The sequence below is a fragment of the Xenorhabdus hominickii genome (genome assembly GCF_002632725.1).
GTDB classification, from domain to species: domain Bacteria; phylum Pseudomonadota; class Gammaproteobacteria; order Enterobacterales; family Enterobacteriaceae; genus Xenorhabdus; species Xenorhabdus hominickii.
On record NZ_NJAI01000005.1, the window covers coordinates 236,583 to 255,188 of the forward strand.

18 protein-coding genes and 1 pseudogene are annotated in these 18,606 nt (G+C 43.1%); 3 read left to right on the forward strand and 16 right to left on the reverse strand.

The window, feature by feature from the left end; genetic code table 11:
* Window positions 1-147: 147 nt before the first annotated feature.
* From Xhom_RS15970 to Xhom_RS15985, 4 genes are all read right to left on the reverse strand, one after another.
* Entirely contained in the window at window positions 148-1,344 is a 1,197-nt protein-coding gene (locus Xhom_RS15970) for an amino acid aminotransferase (RefSeq protein WP_069318060.1), read from the reverse strand.
* A 67-nt stretch (window positions 1,345-1,411) separates the two neighbouring features.
* The gene (alr, locus tag Xhom_RS15975) at window positions 1,412-2,491 is read right to left on the reverse strand and encodes an alanine racemase (protein WP_069318059.1); all 1,080 of its coding nucleotides are present in this window, start codon (window positions 2,489-2,491) and stop codon (window positions 1,412-1,414) included.
* A 149-nt stretch (window positions 2,492-2,640) separates the two neighbouring features.
* A complete protein-coding gene (dnaB, locus tag Xhom_RS15980; protein WP_069318058.1) occupies window positions 2,641-4,050 on the reverse strand; it encodes a replicative DNA helicase in 1,410 nt (469 codons plus the stop codon).
* Between the two features lie 391 nt (window positions 4,051-4,441).
* Window positions 4,442-4,699 (reverse strand): helix-turn-helix domain-containing protein, encoded by a 258-nt coding sequence (locus tag Xhom_RS15985; RefSeq protein ID WP_069318057.1) that lies wholly within the window; start codon window positions 4,697-4,699, stop codon window positions 4,442-4,444.
* Window positions 4,700-5,240: 541 nt separating this feature from the next.
* Here Xhom_RS15985 and Xhom_RS15990 point away from each other — a divergent pair.
* A complete protein-coding gene (locus tag Xhom_RS15990) occupies window positions 5,241-6,149 on the forward strand; it encodes an HNH endonuclease (RefSeq protein WP_069318056.1) in 909 nt (302 codons plus the stop codon).
* Between the two features lie 534 nt (window positions 6,150-6,683).
* Here Xhom_RS15990 and Xhom_RS15995 read toward each other — a convergent pair.
* The 8 genes and pseudogenes from Xhom_RS15995 to Xhom_RS16030 all read right to left on the reverse strand — a co-directional run bounded on the left by Xhom_RS15995 (window position 6,684) and on the right by Xhom_RS16030 (window position 11,676).
* Window positions 6,684-8,345 (reverse strand): terminase large subunit, encoded by a 1,662-nt coding sequence (locus tag Xhom_RS15995; protein WP_069318055.1) that lies wholly within the window; start codon window positions 8,343-8,345, stop codon window positions 6,684-6,686.
* Window positions 8,342-8,695, reverse strand: a complete 354-nt coding sequence (locus Xhom_RS16000) for a phage terminase small subunit P27 family (RefSeq protein ID WP_069318054.1) — start codon at window positions 8,693-8,695, stop codon at window positions 8,342-8,344. The genes Xhom_RS15995 and Xhom_RS16000 overlap by 4 nt, the downstream gene beginning before the upstream one ends.
* A gap of 147 nt (window positions 8,696-8,842) precedes the next feature.
* A complete protein-coding gene (locus Xhom_RS16005) occupies window positions 8,843-9,247 on the reverse strand; it encodes an HNH endonuclease signature motif containing protein (protein WP_069318053.1) in 405 nt (134 codons plus the stop codon).
* Window positions 9,247-9,549, reverse strand: a complete 303-nt coding sequence (locus Xhom_RS16010; RefSeq protein ID WP_069318052.1) for a head-tail connector protein — start codon at window positions 9,547-9,549, stop codon at window positions 9,247-9,249. The genes Xhom_RS16005 and Xhom_RS16010 overlap by 1 nt, the downstream gene beginning before the upstream one ends.
* Window positions 9,546-9,881 carry a phage head closure protein gene (locus Xhom_RS16015; protein ID WP_069318051.1) on the reverse strand — a complete coding sequence of 112 codons (336 nt, stop codon included), beginning with the start codon at window positions 9,879-9,881 and terminating at the stop codon, window positions 9,546-9,548. The genes Xhom_RS16010 and Xhom_RS16015 overlap by 4 nt, the downstream gene beginning before the upstream one ends.
* Window positions 9,878-10,069 (reverse strand): annotated as a pseudogene (locus Xhom_RS16020) (phage portal protein); the annotation flags it as partial. The pseudogene Xhom_RS16020 and the gene Xhom_RS16015, both read right to left, overlap by 4 nt.
* Window positions 10,020-10,325, reverse strand: coding sequence for a helix-turn-helix transcriptional regulator (locus Xhom_RS16025; RefSeq protein WP_232326178.1), 306 nt, complete (start codon window positions 10,323-10,325; stop codon window positions 10,020-10,022). The gene Xhom_RS16025 and the pseudogene Xhom_RS16020, both read right to left, overlap by 50 nt.
* Before the next feature lie 133 nt (window positions 10,326-10,458).
* Window positions 10,459-11,676, reverse strand: coding sequence for a tyrosine-type recombinase/integrase (locus tag Xhom_RS16030; protein WP_069318049.1), 1,218 nt, complete (start codon window positions 11,674-11,676; stop codon window positions 10,459-10,461).
* Window positions 11,677-12,068: 392 nt separating this feature from the next.
* On the opposite strand from Xhom_RS16030, the gene Xhom_RS16040 reads away from it, so the two are divergent.
* Complete coding sequence (locus Xhom_RS16040) at window positions 12,069-13,052, forward strand: quinone oxidoreductase (protein WP_069318048.1); 984 nt, start codon at window positions 12,069-12,071, stop codon at window positions 13,050-13,052.
* 38 nt (window positions 13,053-13,090) lie between these two features.
* On the opposite strand, the gene dusA is transcribed toward Xhom_RS16040, so the two are convergent.
* Complete coding sequence (gene dusA / locus Xhom_RS16045; protein ID WP_069318047.1) at window positions 13,091-14,128, reverse strand: tRNA dihydrouridine(20/20a) synthase DusA; 1,038 nt, start codon at window positions 14,126-14,128, stop codon at window positions 13,091-13,093.
* An 88-nt stretch (window positions 14,129-14,216) separates the two neighbouring features.
* Between dusA and Xhom_RS16050 the strand changes: the two genes are divergently transcribed.
* Window positions 14,217-15,308, forward strand: a complete 1,092-nt coding sequence (locus Xhom_RS16050) for a tyrosine-type recombinase/integrase (protein WP_069318046.1) — start codon at window positions 14,217-14,219, stop codon at window positions 15,306-15,308.
* A gap of 669 nt (window positions 15,309-15,977) precedes the next feature.
* Here the strand turns inward: Xhom_RS16050 and Xhom_RS16055 are convergent.
* From Xhom_RS16055 to Xhom_RS16065, 3 genes are all read right to left on the reverse strand, one after another.
* Window positions 15,978-16,766: a hypothetical protein gene (locus Xhom_RS16055; protein ID WP_069318045.1), complete on the reverse strand. Its 789-nt coding sequence runs from the start codon at window positions 16,764-16,766 to the stop codon at window positions 15,978-15,980.
* A 378-nt stretch (window positions 16,767-17,144) separates the two neighbouring features.
* Entirely contained in the window at window positions 17,145-18,338 is a 1,194-nt protein-coding gene (locus Xhom_RS36770) for a phage tail fiber protein (protein WP_244590789.1), read from the reverse strand.
* Between the two features lie 48 nt (window positions 18,339-18,386).
* Window positions 18,387-18,606, reverse strand: a 220-nt coding sequence (locus tag Xhom_RS16065; protein WP_169928465.1) for a hypothetical protein, incomplete at its 5' end; no start/stop codon positions are given.

Here is an 18,606-nt window from a genome sequence, read left to right on the forward strand (position 1 = left end):
AAGGCTACTATATATGAAGCAGTTATAGATTGACAGGGCGAACAAACTTCAATCACAAATACCCTATAAAAGTCTTCAAATTTGAGCTAGCACTTTCAAGTTGCAGTTTTATTGGCTGCAACTTGAAATTCTACCCGAGATATAAAATCACTGACTCACCGCAGCAAACGCCTCAGCAATGCGCTGTACGTTATGATGGTTCACACCGGCCATGCAAACACGGCCTGAACCAACCAGATAGACGCCAAATTCTTCACGCAAGCGCTCAACCTGTGCCTGACTGAATCCGGTATAACTGAACATGCCACGCTGTTTCAACAAGTGATCAAAATTTTTCTCTGGCAGCGCTTTTTGCAGGGCATCTACCAACACACTCCGCATTTCACGAATACGCAAGCGCATCCGTTCAACTTCATCCAGCCATTGGTTTTTTAATTCAGGATCACCTAAAACTTTAGCAACAACCTGTGCGCCAAAATTTGGTGGACTGGAGTAAATGCGACGCACACTGGCTTTCAATTGTCCCAAGACGCGTTCAGCCTCTTTTGCATCATTGCAGATCACTGATAATCCACCAACACGCTCACCGTACAATGAGAATATTTTCGAGAATGAGTTGCTGACCAAACAAGGTAATCCCGCATTTGCCATCGCGCGAATTGCATAAGCATCTTCTACCATGCTATCGGCAAATCCCTGATATGCAATATCAAGGAAAGGGAGCAACTCCTGCTCTTTAACAACCTGCACTACCCGATCCCACTGGTCATTAGTCAAATCAGAACCTGTGGGGTTATGACAACAAGGATGCAGCAGAACAACGCTTTTAGCTGGCAATTGTTTGAATGTTGCCAACATTTCGTCAAATTTTACGCCTTTGGTTTTGTCATCGAAATAAGGATAATAATTCACCTTAATTCCTGCTCCAGCAAAAATGACGGCATGGTTGTCCCATGTTGGGTCACTACACCACACTTCAGAATCAGGGAAATAACGGTGTAAGAAATCTGCACCTACTTTCAATGCGCCTGAGCCCCCCACGCTTTGAATAGTTGCAATCCGTTTCTGAGTTAACAAAGGATGCTCTTTACCGAATAATAGCTCCTGAATTGCCACACGATAGGCAAGCAAGCCTTCCATCGGGAGATAAAGAGAAGCAGGCTGTGGCAAAGCACTTATTTGTTTTTCAGCGGCAGCAACAGCCTGTAATTGTGGGGTTATACCCTGTTCATCGTAATACAGTCCAATGCTCAGGTTGATTTTTTCTTCACGAGGATCTTTTTTAAATTCCTCCATGAGCGACAGGATCGGATCTCCTGCGTACGCATCAACATTCTGGAACACTATGTTATACCTCCCTGCTACAAAAGTTATATTAAAGACGCATTAACAAACAGTATAACTCAGCGCGTTATTCGTCTAGGTATTCCATCGCAACACGTGAAGTCAGTTTAGTGATTAATTCATAAGCACTGATACCCGAATGTTCTGCGATTTTTTCAACCGGCAAAACACTTCCCCAAAGGGTCACTTCATCTCCAACTTTATCCTGACATGCTGGCCCCAAATCCACGGTAATCATATCCATGGAAACACGGCCAACAATCGGCACTTCCCGACCATTAATAAATGTGGGGGTTCCTGCTGGTGCACTACGGGGATAGCCATCACCGTATCCTACGGCTACAACACCAAGGCAGGTATCACGTTTGCTACTCCATGTACCACCATAACCCACAGATTCATCGGCTTTATGTTTACGTACAGCAATTAAGCTGGATTTTAGTGCCATTGCAGGGATCAAATTGAAATCAGCAGCAGTTTTATCGGCCAGCGGAGAGGCCCCGTACATCATTATTCCGGGGCGAACCCAATCCAAATGCGCCTGTGGCCACAATAAGATACCACCCGATGCCGCTATCGATTTTTCGCCAGATTTCCCTGCAACAAATGCCATAAATTGATTGATTTGTTGTTGAGTCGTCTCTACTGCAGGTTCATCTGCACGGCTAAAATGACTGATGATATTAACGGGTTGTTCTACATTATGGCAGCGGCTCAGACGTTGATAAAATACTTCAGCTTCATCAATTCTCACCCCCAGACGATGCATGCCTGTATCCAGCTTCATCCACACTTTAATCGGATGGGACAAATCCGCCTGCTCCAATGCTTCAAGCTGCTCAATGCTATGCACCACGGTTTCAATATGATTGACGACTAGAACAGGTAAATCTGCCGCTTCAAAGAAACCTTCCAATAGCAAGATTGACTTAACGATCCCGCCACTACGCAAGGCAAGAGCTTCCCCAATCCGGGCGACACCAAAGCAATCAGCGTTTTCCATTGTATACGCAGTTTCTAATAAACCATGTCCATAGGCGTTTGCTTTCACAACTGCAATCAGCTTGCTATCAGGAGCTTTTACCCTGACTTGTTGCAGATTATGTCGCAGAGCGCGGCGGTCGATAACAGCAGTTGCCGCTTTCATTTTGTCCCCTTTTATAATTTTCCGGCTATGGCTTTCCAGCCAAGTTTAGTAACTATTCGTTAAATAAAAGAAAAGCTTGCCCCATGGACGCTGATTATTGCAGTTCGTTTGAACATGAATAATAGGCCCTAGGTTTATTCGTCGATAATTTATTCGTCGCTATAGCTTGGTCCTGCATAGTTATCGAACCGTGACCATTGTCCATTAAATGTCAACCTTACCGAACCGATAGGACCGTTACGCTGTTTACCAAGAATAATTTCTGCTACACCTTTCAGTTCACTGTTGTCGTGATAAACCTCGTCACGATAGATAAACATGATCAAATCAGCATCCTGTTCGATGGAGCCTGATTCACGCAGGTCGGAGTTAACCGGACGTTTGTCAGCTCGTTGTTCCAAGCCACGGTTAAGCTGGGAAAGTGCAACAACCGGCACTTGAAGCTCTTTCGCCAGTGCTTTCAGTGAGCGGGATATTTCCGCGATTTCCAGCGTCCGGTTGTCAGATAAAGAAGGCACCCGCATCAATTGCAGGTAGTCGATCATAATCAAGCTAAGCCCGCCATGTTCGCGGAAAACCCGTCGAGCACGAGAACGGACTTCTGTCGGGGTCAAACCAGATGAGTCATCAATATACATATTGCGCTTTTCCAGCAGGATCCCCATGGTGCTGGAAATACGCGCCCAATCTTCATCATCAAGCTGACCAGTACGAATGCGCGTTTGGTCCACACGGGAAAGGGACGCCAGCATACGCATCATGATCTGATTGCCGGGCATCTCAAGACTGAAAATCAGAACGGGCTTGTCCTGCATCATCGCTGCGTTTTCACACAAGTTCATCGCAAACGTGGTTTTACCCATTGAAGGACGGGCCGCTACAATGATTAAGTCTGATTTTTGCAGTCCGGCAGTTTTTTTATCCAGATCCTGATAGCCAGTAGAAACTCCCGTTACACCATCATGTGGACGCTGATAAAGTTGCTCAATCCGTTCAACGGTTTCTTCCAGAATTTGTTCAATACCTTTCGGGCCTTCATCTTTATTCGCCCTATTTTCGGCAATTTGGAATACCCGGGACTCCGCCAAATCCAGCAACTCTTCACTGTTTCTCCCTTGGGGATCATAACCCGCATCCGCGATTTCATTAGCTACCGCAATCATGTCGCGAACGACGGCACGTTCACGGACAATATCTGCATAAGCATTAATATTCGCAGCGCTTGGGGTATTTTTTGACAACTCGGCCAAATAGGCGAACCCACCAACATTATCCAGCTCCCCATTTAGTTCAAGGGACTCTGACAATGTAATCAAATCGATAGGTTTACCTGTTTCAAGCAAACGCTGCATTTCAGCAAAGATACGTCTATGTGGGCGACTGAAAAAATCATTGCTGACAACTCGCTCGGAAACATTATCCCAACGTTCATTATCCAGCATCAAACCGCCCAACACGGATTGCTCTGCTTCCAAAGAGTGTGGTGGAAGTTTCAGCCCTTCCACTTGGCGATCTTTTGGTTCAGCCATACTGTTGTTAGTTGGTTTTTTTCCAGCCATGTATACCGCATCAATCTACTAAACAAAAAAAAGAGATAGCGCATCAGTATACGCCATGAAAACTGCCTTGAGTAATTATATAGTCTATACTCGCAATTTAAATACAACCAATTGATATTGAATAAATAATCCTCATTTTTAAACGAGTTTGTTCTTGTTTATTTATATAATTGTTTATACATAGAACACTGAACAAATCTATAAACAAAGCATAAGATAAAAACAAGGCAAAAGAAAAGAAAGAATGAGAGTGAATGTATGAACAATAAAACGTGGTCAGTACACTAAACGTTCTAAGCTATTGAAGTGATAATGACGAATGTTACTGCTAGTGAGAAGATACCCCGTTACGGCTATCTTCCCGATGATTTTCAAATGGAACTGATTATTTTTATGATTTATCCCGAACCTTACGTTCAATCAATTCACCATACGAATCAAAATAGCGACTCGGCCAGATTTCAGATGGGTGTATTTCGAGATAGTTAGCAATAATCCATTCGCCTTTAGGCCACGGTCTGCTGAGAGTATTTGCCAGTGTAGATGAACTGAGGCCAGATTCACGAGAAACAGCCGCTAAAGTTGTACCGCGCTTACGTAATGCAGCGATGATATCAGCTTGATGCCAATCATTTCTAACGTTATTCATTCCTGCTACCCCTTCCATTAATTGAACATTGATGGTGGCGATTCAGACAGAGTTCGCAGTACCGGAACATACCCATCCGGCGAGGCCGAAACCTCCCCTATCAGAACCGCCATTGAATAGGCGATAGCAGACACACTGGTAGAAATTTCCTACCAGTGGGGTATGTTTACAAGGCTGCGAAACCCTGACCATCGGATTTTGCCAATGGCGGGGCCACTTTAGCTGATTGGTTTATCTGGTTCAATAAGCGAACCAGTATAAACGCTTAACTTTTACGTTATATGCTGTCCAGATGAGAGCTATGCCCTTGCTACTCTGAGTTTAAGCAAATATGACAGCCAGCTCAGTGCCATTATGAGAAATTGTGATGAAACTTGTAGAGAAGTGAATGAGAAAAAAGCAACCCTATTACTTTTTCATATCCAAATATTTATTTAATGTAGAATTACATAACCAAGCTAGGTTAGGTGATTGTTTTATTAAAATTTCGCTGTCACTACAAAAATATATATGTTATCAACGTTAAAGGCATGGAGGCCGTGTGCCAGTATCAGAGAAGTTAAAAAAAGTGATTTGGTCTAAAGCTGCAGGTAAGTGCTCTATTTGCAGAGAAGACTTATTGCTAAATGATGAAGCCAAAGAACTGACCCATTTAGTTGGCGAAGTTGCACATATAGTTGCAGAAAAAAAAGACGGCCCACGAGGAATATCCGATCTTACCCTATCAACAAGAAATTCTGAAAGAAACTTGCTTCTGCTCTGTCTTATGCATCACAAGGTAATTGATGATAACCCAAGTTCTTACCCTGTTGATAGATTACTAGAAATAAAAAAATCACATGAAAATTGGATTTCTGAAAATCTGGCCAGTAATCCTATCTGGGATACCAAGCTCCACCAGATGTATTACATAAACGTACCACGACTTTCTTTGTTATGTTCTAGATATGGGTATTCGCTAGATCTTTCGCGCTATGGCCGAATTAAAGCATTACATGAGTTAGGCTGGGAGCTAAATGGCCTAATGGCTGGCTTTAGTAAACTTTTAAGCATGGTGGAATTAAAAGCTGTGCCAATTGAGACTGCACTCACGCAGCCTTCTCTTATAAAAGGAATGTACATAAGTTTTGATCGCCGTTTCAGGACAAAAAACATACGAATGCCCAACTGCTTATCCGATTACACAACAATATTTAAAAGCGACTTGAAAAAAGATCCCCATATTTACACTAAGATTGGAGACTACAAAGTGGTTGCTTTTATTGATAAGCGCTGGGTGACTACTAGCACTGCATTCTGCCAGTTTCGCCCTAGCTCTGGCCAAAATGATTTTGCAGGCATTGCATTCGTTAATAGCGTAGATATAACAGCAAAGATCGTAAATATTACTCCATATGTGGTTGGCATGCCGAGCAACGAATTTATCGAAGCTTTCTATGCAAAATTCTAACAAAGAGTAGCTAGAGACGAGTATTCTGTTCGCTCTAATTCTCACAAAGCACGAGTTAAAGCCCACCTATCTCTCAGTAAGACTGCCATAAATAAACATCCCCGTCGCAAGCGACGGGGAATTAAACCCTCGAGATTAAATCTCCCTCATTATAGGAGATTGGTTATAATTATCTCACAGTGGAACAAAGACCGCATCATCGGCGAAAGAGGAATATAAATTGATTCCTTATGCCAATTTAGACGGTACGTGGGTAGATATATACAAAGCAATAGAGAACCTGCTGTTTGATAGAGAAAAAATGTAACAAATAGCCGCGAAGAGTGTATTACGTTGCGTTTAATGAAGTCCCTAAGATAGCGTCAATGTCTGCTCCTCGCTCAAGCTGACTGTCAGATTTAGTCGCTCCTTTCTACAGTACACAGTCAGATGAGGTAGCGACTAATTCCAAAAGGTGTGTGATATTTAACCTTTCGAGCATTTGATTTCATTAATTCCCATACTGCACAGGAATTAAAAAAAGCAATTAGTTATCTAAATTCCGTCAAAGTCATCTAGTCTCTGTTTCTGTTCCTCACTTAAGCTAGACACAAACTCTTCATGCTCAGCTTGCCATGTACCAAAACTCATCAGGAACGCAATCGCAGGATCGATTTTATTCGCAGATTTCTTCTTATTCGGTTTGATATTAGCGTTAGCGTCCGTTTCCATAACCACATTAGACATCGCCCATGCGAGCAGAGGATCGCCGTTGTGACGAATGATTTTGCGGTTAACAAACACCTCGGCAGATTTAGCCACAGGGCTAAAGCGCATATAGGTTTGTGGGAATGGTTCAACGTCCAAGCCTGCGCCCTGTAATTGTGTTCGTAAGTGGGTGGCGTTCCATGTATCAAAGCCCACCAGCTTGATATCAAAGTGCTGGCTGTCTTTAAGAATGTCATCACGGATACGGTCATAATCAATGCAATCGCCTACGGTAGTGCGTATCCAACCTGCCTGTACCCATTGGCGATAAACAGCCCGGTTCTTATTGGCAGGATTCTGTAACTGGGCTTCGGGTAAGTAATGGCGGGTTAGTAATAACAGCTCATTATCCACGGGGAACGTGTAACAAATACTAGTGATATCACCTGTTGAGGACAAATCTAACCCAGCGTAACACTCTAATCCTTTGAGGTCGTTTTCATCATAATCTGTCTGGCAAGCTTTCCATGCCCCTTCGCCCATCCACGGTGTTTCACCCTGACACCAGATATTAAAGCGTTTGGTCAGCATTTCTGTCCATTGTGAGGGAATGCCCCGCGCTTTCTGGATGGTGTCATGCAACGCAGCACTGTCCACGGAGATATTCAGATTGGGATTGGCCTTTATCCAAAGTGCGTCATTATCAATTTCGTTCTCGTCGTCCAGCTCGTAGATCAACGCAAACAGCGATTCGTTCAGTTCTTCTCCGCTCAGTATCTGGCAACAATAATCATAATGTTGTTTACAGGCTGAAATTACATTGCTGCCTGCCGTGGTGATGGCAAACAGTATACCTTCTGGACGAGCACCCATTCCCAACTCAAGGGCAGAATATACAGCGTTATCAGGGTGTAAATGATACTCATCGACAATTGCCAGACTAGGATTAGTCCCTTCAATCGTGGCAGCTTTGGCAGCCAGTGGTTTTAGCAGGCTGTTGCTCTTGGCATAGGTTACTTTATGCTGTTGGACAGTTACCCGTTTTTTAAGCGGTTTTGATAACAAGCACATCTGGCGGGCATCATCAAACACAATACGCGCCTGATCGCGACTCACGGCGGCGGTGTAGATATCCTGCTGACCTGACTCCATCACCAGAAACCAATTTGCCAGTATCGCAGCAACGGTGGATTTGGCATTTTTGCGCGGCACCTGAATATAAGCACTGCGATATTTTCGGCGTCCGGTTGCTTTGATCTTGAAGCCAAACAGGTTAGCAAAAGCGAACTGCTGCCACGGCTCTAATATAATCGGTTTACCGCGCAAGTGGCCTTTGACGTGCGGACAGTAACGGGAAAAGGCAATAAACCGTGCCACCACCTCCGAATCAAACACATAAAGCGGGTTATTCAGGTCGTTAAAGTAACGATTCACCGCCTGTTTTACCCGTTTACCGGCCGGAATTGTGCCGTTTTCGATATCAAAAGCGTATTGTTCCCATGCGTTCATAGTCGGTCTAGCTCGTCCTCTTCCTCTGTTTCCACCGGATTTTTCCGCCGTGATACCGGATCAAAACCCAGCAACGCCGACATTTTTATCATGATTTTTTCAGCGTCAGCTTTGGCGCTCAGTGATGGATTACGGCTTTCACTGCCCTGACTGTTCACAATGCTAAAGCCTCTGATATCAAGGTCTGCCACAGCCTTTCGGTAAATGGCATAGTTGACGCAATACAGTTCTAAATTGTTCCAATCGGCGGCGTTCAGGTCTTCCCGCTCGCTTAAGATTTTACCTTTGGCCTTCCACTGACTGGCGGCAATATCATTTAAATAAGTAGGCGGTTTGGGTGCTCTTGCCATAATGTTCTCTGTTCCTTGTGATTTATTTTCAAAAAAATTGCCGTGCGTAAAAATTGAAGGAGTGGGCGGTTCCGCTCAGAGGGGCGTTTGTCATTTTTGATACCCCTACCCCTACCCCTACCCCTACCCCGTTATTTCAGTTTGTTATTATTCCGAACGTACGGCTTCTGCTTCCTGTTCCTGATAGCTTCCCTGTTTGCGCTTGGCTTTGGTGATGGGATCTGTCTGGACGGTCTTACGGTTATGGCAGGTCTGGCATAGTGCTTTATGATTGGATGCAGGCCAAAACAGCACATCCGCTTCACCCTGTATCGGGATGATGTGATCTACAATGGTTGCAGGCATGTAGCAGTTCTGCTTGAGGCAATGCACACATAAGAGATGCGTTTTGAGATACATCAATCTGTATCTACTCCATCGGTTACTGTAGCCACGTTTGGTACGTGTACCGCGCTGCCTGTTCTGTTCCCGCCGATGCTCCTCACAGCGACCAGACTTTACCCGTTGCTTACAACTTGGATAGCTACAACGCTTTAACGGTTGCCACGGCATCAGTAGATACCCACATCACGATAGACAGACCACAGTGATTTGATGGTAAAAGGCACTTCTTTTAGCTCTGCGTCTGTTACCATTTCCCTATTCTCATACAGCAAGCCGATATATAGCAGGCAACCGACTTTAATCTCCGGGGTAAAAGCCAGATCATCACCAAACCGCTTACCGATATGTTTCTGACAAACTTCCAGCGCAGCATCGGCATAACCCGTTAATAAGCTATCATCAAGGATGTAATCTTCCTCCAGCCGACAATGCTGCTTGATTTCATTCAGGGAAATTTCAATCTGGCTCATCGGAATATCCCTCCCTTGCAAAGCAACTCTAGGCGGGTGTATTTCGCATCGGGGATGACCGCCATAATGCTAAAAGCTGTGCCCGTCGTGTTCGCTCCGTGAAAGGTAATGCTGTTCGCTGTGGTCACATCAGCACGATAACGCAGCCAGATACGCACGGTGGCTTCGGAGAAAACGGCGCCGGATGCCACCAGCTCCCGCCTGCTAATCGCTTTCACTTCTGCCCAGACAGTGGCTAAATCTACCCAGTTGTTGAGAACTTCACCAAATTTACCCCGACTGGCTTCATTTTTTCGGATTGTCACCCGATGCCGTAATCTGCCTGCTCTCATTCGTTACTCTCCTTGTCTTGTTTAATTTCCACGGTTTGCTTCCATGCCTGACTGAATTCATCGCCACCAGCACGGGGTGATAAGCCCTCCCGTTCACGGGCTTCATTCGGGCACATCACACCGGATTTAATCGCCGTCTCATAACTCTGGAAGCGTTCTTTCGGATTGGCGCGAAGCAGCTCGGCGGTATGGGTTATTCACGTTCTCTACTGTGGGTGGATTGCGCACCCAATGAAGCAGATCACTAAGCAACCAAGCACACGAATTGCGGCCTAATGGCTTACGGGCAGGGAAACGGCCTGCATTTTCCAGTTTCCATGCTGATGTTCTGGAAATAGAGGTGATGTGCTGGCGTTCTTTTTCACGTATAAGACGATCATAAGGTTCACCATATTCGGAAAGGATAGAGCGGCGTTCTTCTGGGGTAGGAGTACTGTATTGCATGATTATGTTACCCTCACTGTTTAATTGTTTTTGTGAGGGTATTTTACTTAAAAGAAATTATTACGAAAGAAAGCCACATTTGTTACGTATATATCACAATTATCATGCTCATCATCAAACTCATTAATTTCGATTATTGAGCTGCTTTTAATATAACCACATTCTCATAATTGCCCGCTAATACATCCAGTCGCTCACACCATTTGTTTAAGGCGTCCAGCTTCTCTGGTAGGTACTGGCTCTTGTTGTATATCGCCATAATGCCCGGCAATGCATGGCCTAACAGTTGCTCAACGACATGAGGTGCTATGCCTATGTCATTTAATTTAGTTGCAAACGTTCGCCTTAAATCATGCAAAGACCATTCCTCATCATGCTCTAATTTTTTCCATATTTTTCTGCCATATTGTGCGACTGCTTCAAGTTTTTTAATTTCCCCTAAGAGATAACCACTTTTATGGTTTTGGTGAATAATATTCATTAAAAATGGCTTTATATATTCTGGTATTGGACGAATAATTTTTTCACCTGTTTTGCTATTTTCTTTTGGGACAGTCCATAACATAGAATTCAAATTCCATTCTGAACATTTGGATAACCTGATCTCCCGTGTCCGACAGCCAAATACAACCAAGATTTTCAATAAATTACTATAATAAGGTAGGTAAATACCTGTATTTATGGAGTCCCATAATTGACCAAGTTCATGATCGTCTAAATATCGCTGGCCTTTATTTTGTTTTTTTCCAACATCCTGAATAGTTAAATCATCCAATACATGGCTGACTGCATACCTTCTTACTCGGCAAAATTTTAGAGCTTGCTTGCACAATTGAAATACAGAACCAGCAGCCACTGGAGCTTTCTTTTTCATTCTATCAAAGCATTGCAGCCAATATATTGTTTCGCAGTCAGACAATGCCATTTCACCAATATAAGGATAAATATGTTTTTCTAATTGCAGAATAAGGGTATCAATATTGACTCGATTCTCTCTACCGTAGTGCGCTATCCAATATTCAATAGCGTCTTTCACAGTAACTGGTTTTAATGATTCCTGCATCACTAAGTTAAATTGCAGCTTTGGATCTTTCCCAGATGCTAACCAACTACGACATTTATCCCTCGTTTCTCTAGCCTGCTTAAGACTTACATCAGGATAGCGCCCAATGGTAAGGCGGTTTAACTTTTTTCCATCAAGCCGGTAGGTAAAAACCCAACTAACGCCACCAGCTTTAGATGCTTTGGCGCTCAACCCCGCACCATCGGCAAAAAATTCAATATTGCCCCTTTCTTTTCCGTGCAGGGTTCTAAGTTTTTTGTCACTGAGCTTGTTTAGTTCGGCAGCCATGATCGCTAAAAGTATTTATACAATTGTTTATACGCAGTGTGCTGCAAGAGGGGCAAAACGTCAATAAACACTGTAACAACATACAGTTGAATGATTGATTAATTATTTGATATTTATATAAAAATAATAATCATGGACAAACTTCAAAACACAAAGTAAATATATATAGTCTGTAATTATTTCGAGCACATTCACGCAGTTTGCAGCGATTGCATTGCAAACGTGCGAGGCTGTTCCCAATATTTATACCCCATGGATTGCAAAATGCAGCGCGGCGGCAAGAGAGCGAATTCCCAGAAGCATAGCTAACTATGCAACTGTGGTGAGTGAACGTAGCCAATAAAGCTGCAACTTGAAAGACAATAGGTATACAACATAATGAGAGAGTTACCATGGCAAAACGTATTCAATTTTCCGCCACGGGCGGCCCTGAAGTGCTCCAATATTGTGAATTTACGCCTGCTGACCCTGCAGCTGATGAAGTACAAGTTGAGAATAAGGCTATAGGTATTAATTACATTGATACCTATATACGTAGCGGGTTATACCCGCCAGCCAATCTACCCAGCGGCTTGGGAACAGAATCTGCCGGTATTGTCACTAAGGTTGGAGCTGCTGTGACATCCATTAAAGTTGGTGATCGTGTGGTTTATGCCCTGTCAGCTTCTGGTGCTTACAGTGAAGTGCATAATGTACAAGAAAACAAGTTAGCTATACTGCCAGAGGCTATATCATTCGAGCAGGCGGCTGCATCATTCTTGAAAGGTCTAACTGTTTATTATCTTTTCTATCAAACACACAAACTCCAAGCAGGGGAAACCTTCCTATTCCATGCGGCCGCTGGTGGTGTTGGTTTGATTGCTTGCCAATGGGCAAAAGCATTGGGAGCAAAATTGATTGGAACAGTTGGCTCAGATGAAAAAGCCCACCTTGCCAAAACAGCGGGAGCATGGCAAACCATCAATTATAATAGCGAGAATATCGTGGAGCGTGTTTGGGATATCACTGATGGGGAAAAAGTGGGTGTGGTTTATGACTCCGTCGGTCAGGCAACATGGCTGGATTCACTCGATTGCCTAAAACCCAGAGGGCTGATGGTCAGCTTTGGTAACGCCTCTGGCCCTGTAACAGGAGTCAATTTGGGTATCCTCAATCAGAAAGGCTCACTTTTTCTCACTCGCCCTTCCCTTCAGGGTTACATCACCACCCGTGATGAATTGAATGAAGCCAGCAAGGTGCTCTTTGATTTGATTGCCAGCGGCAAAATCAATGTGGACGTACCAGAAAGCCAGAAATTTCCATTAAGCGAAGCGGTACGAGCACACCAAACATTGGAAAGCCGTGCAACCCACGGTTCCAGTTTATTAATTCCATAGTTTATTATTAATCAAACAGTTTTGATCAACTGAGCGGATTACATCCGCTCAGTTACCATTTCCAATGCTTTTTCAACAACCATAACATCAGCACCAGATTTGTGGGCGTTTTCACTCAGGTGACGACGCCATTGGCGAGCACCGGGAATACCTTGAAAAATACCCAAGATATGGCGAGTGATATGGCCTAAATAAGTGCCTTTTGACAATTCCTGCTCGATGTAAGGATAAAGCGCCTTAACCGTATCGACAGTATTTGCTACCAGAGCTGTTTGATCAAACAACTCACGATCCACATGAGCCAGAATAGAGGGATTTTGGTAAGCCTCTCGCCCAATCATCACGCCATCGACATACTGCAAATGCTGTTTCGCTTCTTCCAGTGATTTAATACCACCGTTAATGGAAAGTGTCAGTTGCGGAAAATCTTTCTTCAATTGGTAGACCCGTGGATAATCCAACGGTGGAATTTCACGGTTTTCTTTTGGACTCAAGCCTGACAGCCACGCTTTACGTGCATGGATAACAAAATTATCGCAACCACTATTTTTCACGACGGTATCGATAAAATTGCACAAGAATTCATAGCTATCCTGTTCATCAATCCCGATGCGGGTTTTGACAGTGACCGGAATATCCACCACATCCTGCATCGCTTTAACACAATCCGCTACCAGCACCGCGTCCCCCATCAAACAAGCGCCAAAACGACCATTCTGCACACGATCAGAAGGACAGCCGACATTTAAATTGATTTCATCATAACCCCGTTCCTGTGCGATTTTGGCACAATGCACCAAGGCTTCAGGCTCACTACCACCCAATTGTAATGCCAATGGATGCTCTTGCTCGTTATAAGCCAGATAATTCCCTTTGCCATGAATAATCGCGCCCGTTGTAACCATTTCGGTATAAAGCAACGCTTCTTTGCTTAATAAGCGATGGAAGTAACGACAATGACGGTCAGTCCAATCAAGCATGGGGGCAACGGAGAAGCGGGAAGGCTTGAATTTTCCAGTATTGGTTGATATTCCAGTGAATTTACTATGTTTTTGTATCTGTATATTTTCGTGCATTTCAATACATTTTAGGCTATTTTGAGTTTATCGGTACACCATCCAGTACACCACACCAAATGGTGTACTGGTGTCTGGGAGGTAAATAATGGCCTACTATAACATAGTGAAACGCCCTCGTGCTGACGGCACTATTAGATATCGTTGTACAGTGGGAATAAAAGAAGGCGGTAAACACATCCATCGTGAAACCAAAACATTTGGTAAAATGGCTCAGGCTAAGACCTGGGGGGCTATACGATCCGCTGAACTGGAGCAAAGCGGAATTCCCGCACAGAGTGATACTGAAGATTTAACCGTTGGTGATTTATTGTATAAATACATTAATGATCCAGATCTGGGTAAAAAATCAGGGAGGACTAAGCAGTACGTATTACAAATGCTGTTAGATAGCGACCTAGCAAAACTAACACTGGCTGATCTATCGGTGAGTCATATTGTTGAATACTGCAAGCAAAGGAAATCTACAGGCATAACCCCATCAACCATCAATCATGATATTAGCTACTTAACATCAGTATTAAAATCAGCCAAACCAATCTATAACATAGATTATGTCTCAAATCCTGCATATGAAGCTCGTTCACTTTTAACCCAAATGGGATTAATCGGAAAATCTCAGCGTCGTAGCAGAAGACCTGTGCAAGATGAGATCAACAGACTTATTGAAGGATTGCGGAAACGCAGTAGTCATAGAGAAGGGAAAATACCCTATGAGGACATTTTGAATTTTTCTATTCTTAGTTGTATGCGCATAGGTGAGGTATGCAAAATAAGATGGGATGATATAGATGATAAGCAAAGATCCGTCATTGTTAGGGACAGGAAAGACCCAAGAAAGAAATCAGGTAATCACATGTCTGTTCCTCTACTGGGAGACGCATGGGAAATAGTCCAGCGACAACCAAAAACGAATGAATTGATATTTCCCTATAATTCTAGAAGTGTAACTGTGGGGTTTCAGCGAGTCCGTAATGCGCTAGGTATTGAAGACCTCCGCTATCATGACTTACGCAGAGAGGGAGCCAGTCGTTTATTTGAAGCTGGGTTCTCGATTGAAGAAGTAGCCCAAGTTACAGGTCATCGCTCTCTCAATATTCTATGGCAGGTATACACGGAACTGTATCCAAAGTCCCTGCATGAAAAATTTAATAAGCTAATGCAGCAGAAAGAAGAGTAATCCCAAAGGACAGAATTCCACCCTATAACATGTGAGGTATCTGCACAAAAAAAGTATTGCGTACTCAATATGGGATATCACACCTTAAAGATGCTTCAAATCTGAGTCATCTTTATTATTCAGTAATCAGTCAAAAATTTGGCCTATTTGAAAGCCAAACTGAGGACCACGGTAATAGGACTCCTTAAACTAAAGGAATTCCTGTAGTTAATTTCCACTGAATAACTTGTTGATTTTGCGTAATTCCCGCTCAGGACAGGAATTAAATTAAATCAATGGGTTAAAAGAGGAGGATTGTCCTATTTGTATAACTTACTAATTTTTATATAATTATTTAGAGAAGCAGAAATTAAGGAAAACAAGAGGGTTATAAACAAAATTATGATTTTCAATCAATTACCTATATGATTACGGAAAATTTTCGGTAAAGGATATATTATGCTATTTGTCGCCATGCTTTTCATGTCAATTGTAACTTTCTTCTTCTTAACCATATTAGTTAGCTATTTCTTTATATTGGAAAGAAATATGAAAAAAACTATATGGGTCTCGTTATTAATGACATTTATTTTTATATTAAGTCTATTTATTCCACAATTTTCTTATCAATATTTATTTTAATTGGATATTTTTTATAAAGTCGCGCATTAAATGCGCGGCCATGAAAAATTATTTTTTATCCTTAAGAAGTTGCAGTACTCTATTCTCAAAAATCCTTCCGTCGACACGGAGATTTACATTTTCCTTCCATTCTCCAGTGATATCAAATGGCTCGCCACCCACATTAATATCCTCTTTCCCCCAATTAAATGTGTCGTATGGGTCAGTAAATTTATCATACAATTTATAATTTATTGTACCAGATACATTATATCCATCACCCACTTTTTCAGCACTAACGTTTGTAAGACTGCCACTGATCTTTGCGCCTCCAATCCCCCACAGCGGATCATAAATCGGAACGTTTTTTTCTAGACCAAAATTATAATTATTTTCAAAATCAATTCGTTCACCACTTTGAATCTGTGAGATAAAACGAGATTGAATGCTACCCTCTGGTCTGCCAAATGCACCTGGTTTCTGCATCAATCCACGAATCCGATCATGTACACCGATTTCAGAAAGAGTCAGTTCTCGGCCGGATTTTCCGAAAAAATGCCCCAACATACCGAATGAACTCATATTGTTTTCAGCTTGTTTCACTTTATTAGCAAATGCTTCGTTTGAACCAGACCCACTCCTACCAAAGTTTAATTTTCTAAGTGGAAGCATTTTCGTCAAATATAATTTTTTCACCTGTGGCATATTGTCTTTGGCGTACTCCTTCATTATCTCTTCAATTACTTTATCCCCCCTTCTATCCCTTGGATATGGGCAATCTTTTTCACCACATATTGGACAGATGTTTTTATCTAACCCTTTCAAAAAGTCCATATTCATTTTATTCTCATCCGACATAAATATCCTTGATAAATATAAATAAACTTCATTAGTTGCACATGTGAAATATTATTTAATAAACTAATTTATATCGAGTAAAACATCTTGGATTCACATATTTTTAAATGTGTAATGTTATCGATATGAAGTAATTTTACATTTGCATTTCATACAGATATACCAAAATGACATGTGTGGTTATTCTTACAATTGTAAAAGTTTAATTAATAGTTATACATTTTTTAATGCTATAAAATGGTTAAAAATCAAATGAGTTAAATAACCATTTTTTAGTAGTCATATGCATTTCTAATATCACAACTTGTCGAATTTATTCTGAAATAAGCTAATAAATTTAATCAGTTACATCTCAATAAATTAACTGTTCGCTGTTTGCTACACCGTCCAATTCCCCTGCCTCACATTCCACACCGAATCCTCTGGCATCTGGACACGAACATCTAAGCGGGTGCCGGCGGGTAAGTCACACGGCTCATCCTCGGTATAATACGTCTGTGCCTCCATGGACTTGATGCGCCGGTTCTGTAGGCGGGCAGGCATGTGGGTGTTCTGTCGGTGCGTCACTTTGAGGTCGATGGCCCCATCCGGCAGCACCTTATCCTCGACATACACCAGTTCATTGCCGTTGATATCACGGGGCACACTGATACCGCCATGCACCCCCCATGCGCCATCGGCGTTATAGCCCAGCACACCGGAGACCCGATAGTGACCGAGGCCAAGTCTGGTGACCGTGGCGCCTTCGGATTCGTCATTGGTTTCAAACTTGCCATCGGGGTGGATTTGGAGAATAGGGGAACTCTTTCTAATATAACCATTGTCATCACGCCAGCAGTTAGCCCCTAACGATAATACATGTCCAGTTCCTCTGGGGAATCGCATTTCATACCATTGAGAGTCATTCCATTTGAAAACAATATGAGGGTCATTACCGTGGGTTTTTAGGTTAATACGAGTTTCATCCGTAAAACAGGAAATTTCACGTGCAGCATCAAGCCGGTTTTCTATTACAATGTTGCTCTGAATTGTTTGTATTCCCCCGTTAGATAAATCCCGTGCCACTGCATTTGAGGCTCTATTTACCGTATCCCGTAAACCCAGATTTTTCACAAACTCCAGTTTATTCGGAATGTCTGACCCGTTCTGGTTCTTCTCCAGCTTCCCCGCCATTGTCTGTCCTAGCTGAGCTATTTCCGCCTTCATCGCCCGAATCGATTGCAGGGCCACCGTCTGACCGTTCGGCAGGATCACATTTACCACGCCATTCTGGGACATCCACGCATCCATGTTCTGGAGAAACTGGATGATATAGCTGTTAGCGGCCACCATGTGCCGAACCCCATCCGAGACGGAATCCGGCAGCGTGGTCTGAATCTGGTATTTCACCGCATTCAGGGTGACAGCGGCGTTATCGGCCAACACCAGCTCAGTATCCGAGTTCACCGCCTGAATCATATGTAACCGGTTGCCCTCGTCGGACTGAATTAAGATAAGCTGGGCGGGAGCCACCCCGTTGATGTTGTCTTTAAATCGGGTGCCCGTGCCCCGGATAATAGCCGAGCCGGACACGGTGGAAATCGTGCCTTGTGAATAGTACATGCGGGTATTCCTGAAAGGTTAGAAGTAGTCGTCGAAATTAATCGCGTAGATGTCGTAGTTGATGGGTTTGTAACTAAAATGGTCCGCCTGAAAGTATTCAAAATCCATTTTGCCCGCTTCACTGATTGAAATAGTGTTACCGGAAAAGGCAAAGCCCGAATCCGCAAAGCGCCATGAGTTTCCGCCGACATTTTTAACCAGCTTCGCCAGCCGGTTGACATGCACCATCGGTCTGGCA

Coding starts and splice junctions, on each gene's coding strand:
- alr (WP_069318059.1), bottom strand. CDS start 2,491: ATGAAAGCGGCAACTGCTGTTATCGACCGCCGCGCTCTGCGACATAAT.
- dnaB (WP_069318058.1), bottom strand. CDS start 4,050: ATGGCTGGAAAAAAACCAACTAACAACAGTATGGCTGAACCAAAAGAT.
- Xhom_RS15985 (WP_069318057.1), bottom strand. CDS start 4,699: ATGAATAACGTTAGAAATGATTGGCATCAAGCTGATATCATCGCTGCA.
- Xhom_RS15995 (WP_069318055.1), bottom strand. CDS start 8,345: ATGAACGCATGGGAACAATACGCTTTTGATATCGAAAACGGCACAATT.
- Xhom_RS16000 (WP_069318054.1), bottom strand. CDS start 8,695: ATGGCAAGAGCACCCAAACCGCCTACTTATTTAAATGATATTGCCGCC.
- Xhom_RS16005 (WP_069318053.1), bottom strand. CDS start 9,247: ATGCCGTGGCAACCGTTAAAGCGTTGTAGCTATCCAAGTTGTAAGCAA.
- Xhom_RS16010 (WP_069318052.1), bottom strand. CDS start 9,549: ATGAGCCAGATTGAAATTTCCCTGAATGAAATCAAGCAGCATTGTCGG.
- Xhom_RS16015 (WP_069318051.1), bottom strand. CDS start 9,881: ATGAGAGCAGGCAGATTACGGCATCGGGTGACAATCCGAAAAAATGAA.
- Xhom_RS16025 (WP_232326178.1), bottom strand. CDS start 10,325: ATGCAATACAGTACTCCTACCCCAGAAGAACGCCGCTCTATCCTTTCC.
- Xhom_RS16030 (WP_069318049.1), bottom strand. CDS start 11,676: ATGGCTGCCGAACTAAACAAGCTCAGTGACAAAAAACTTAGAACCCTG.
- Xhom_RS16040 (WP_069318048.1), top strand. CDS start 12,069: ATGGCAAAACGTATTCAATTTTCCGCCACGGGCGGCCCTGAAGTGCTC.
- dusA (WP_069318047.1), bottom strand. CDS start 14,128: ATGCACGAAAATATACAGATACAAAAACATAGTAAATTCACTGGAATA.
- Xhom_RS16050 (WP_069318046.1), top strand. CDS start 14,217: ATGGCCTACTATAACATAGTGAAACGCCCTCGTGCTGACGGCACTATT.
- Xhom_RS16055 (WP_069318045.1), bottom strand. CDS start 16,766: ATGTCGGATGAGAATAAAATGAATATGGACTTTTTGAAAGGGTTAGAT.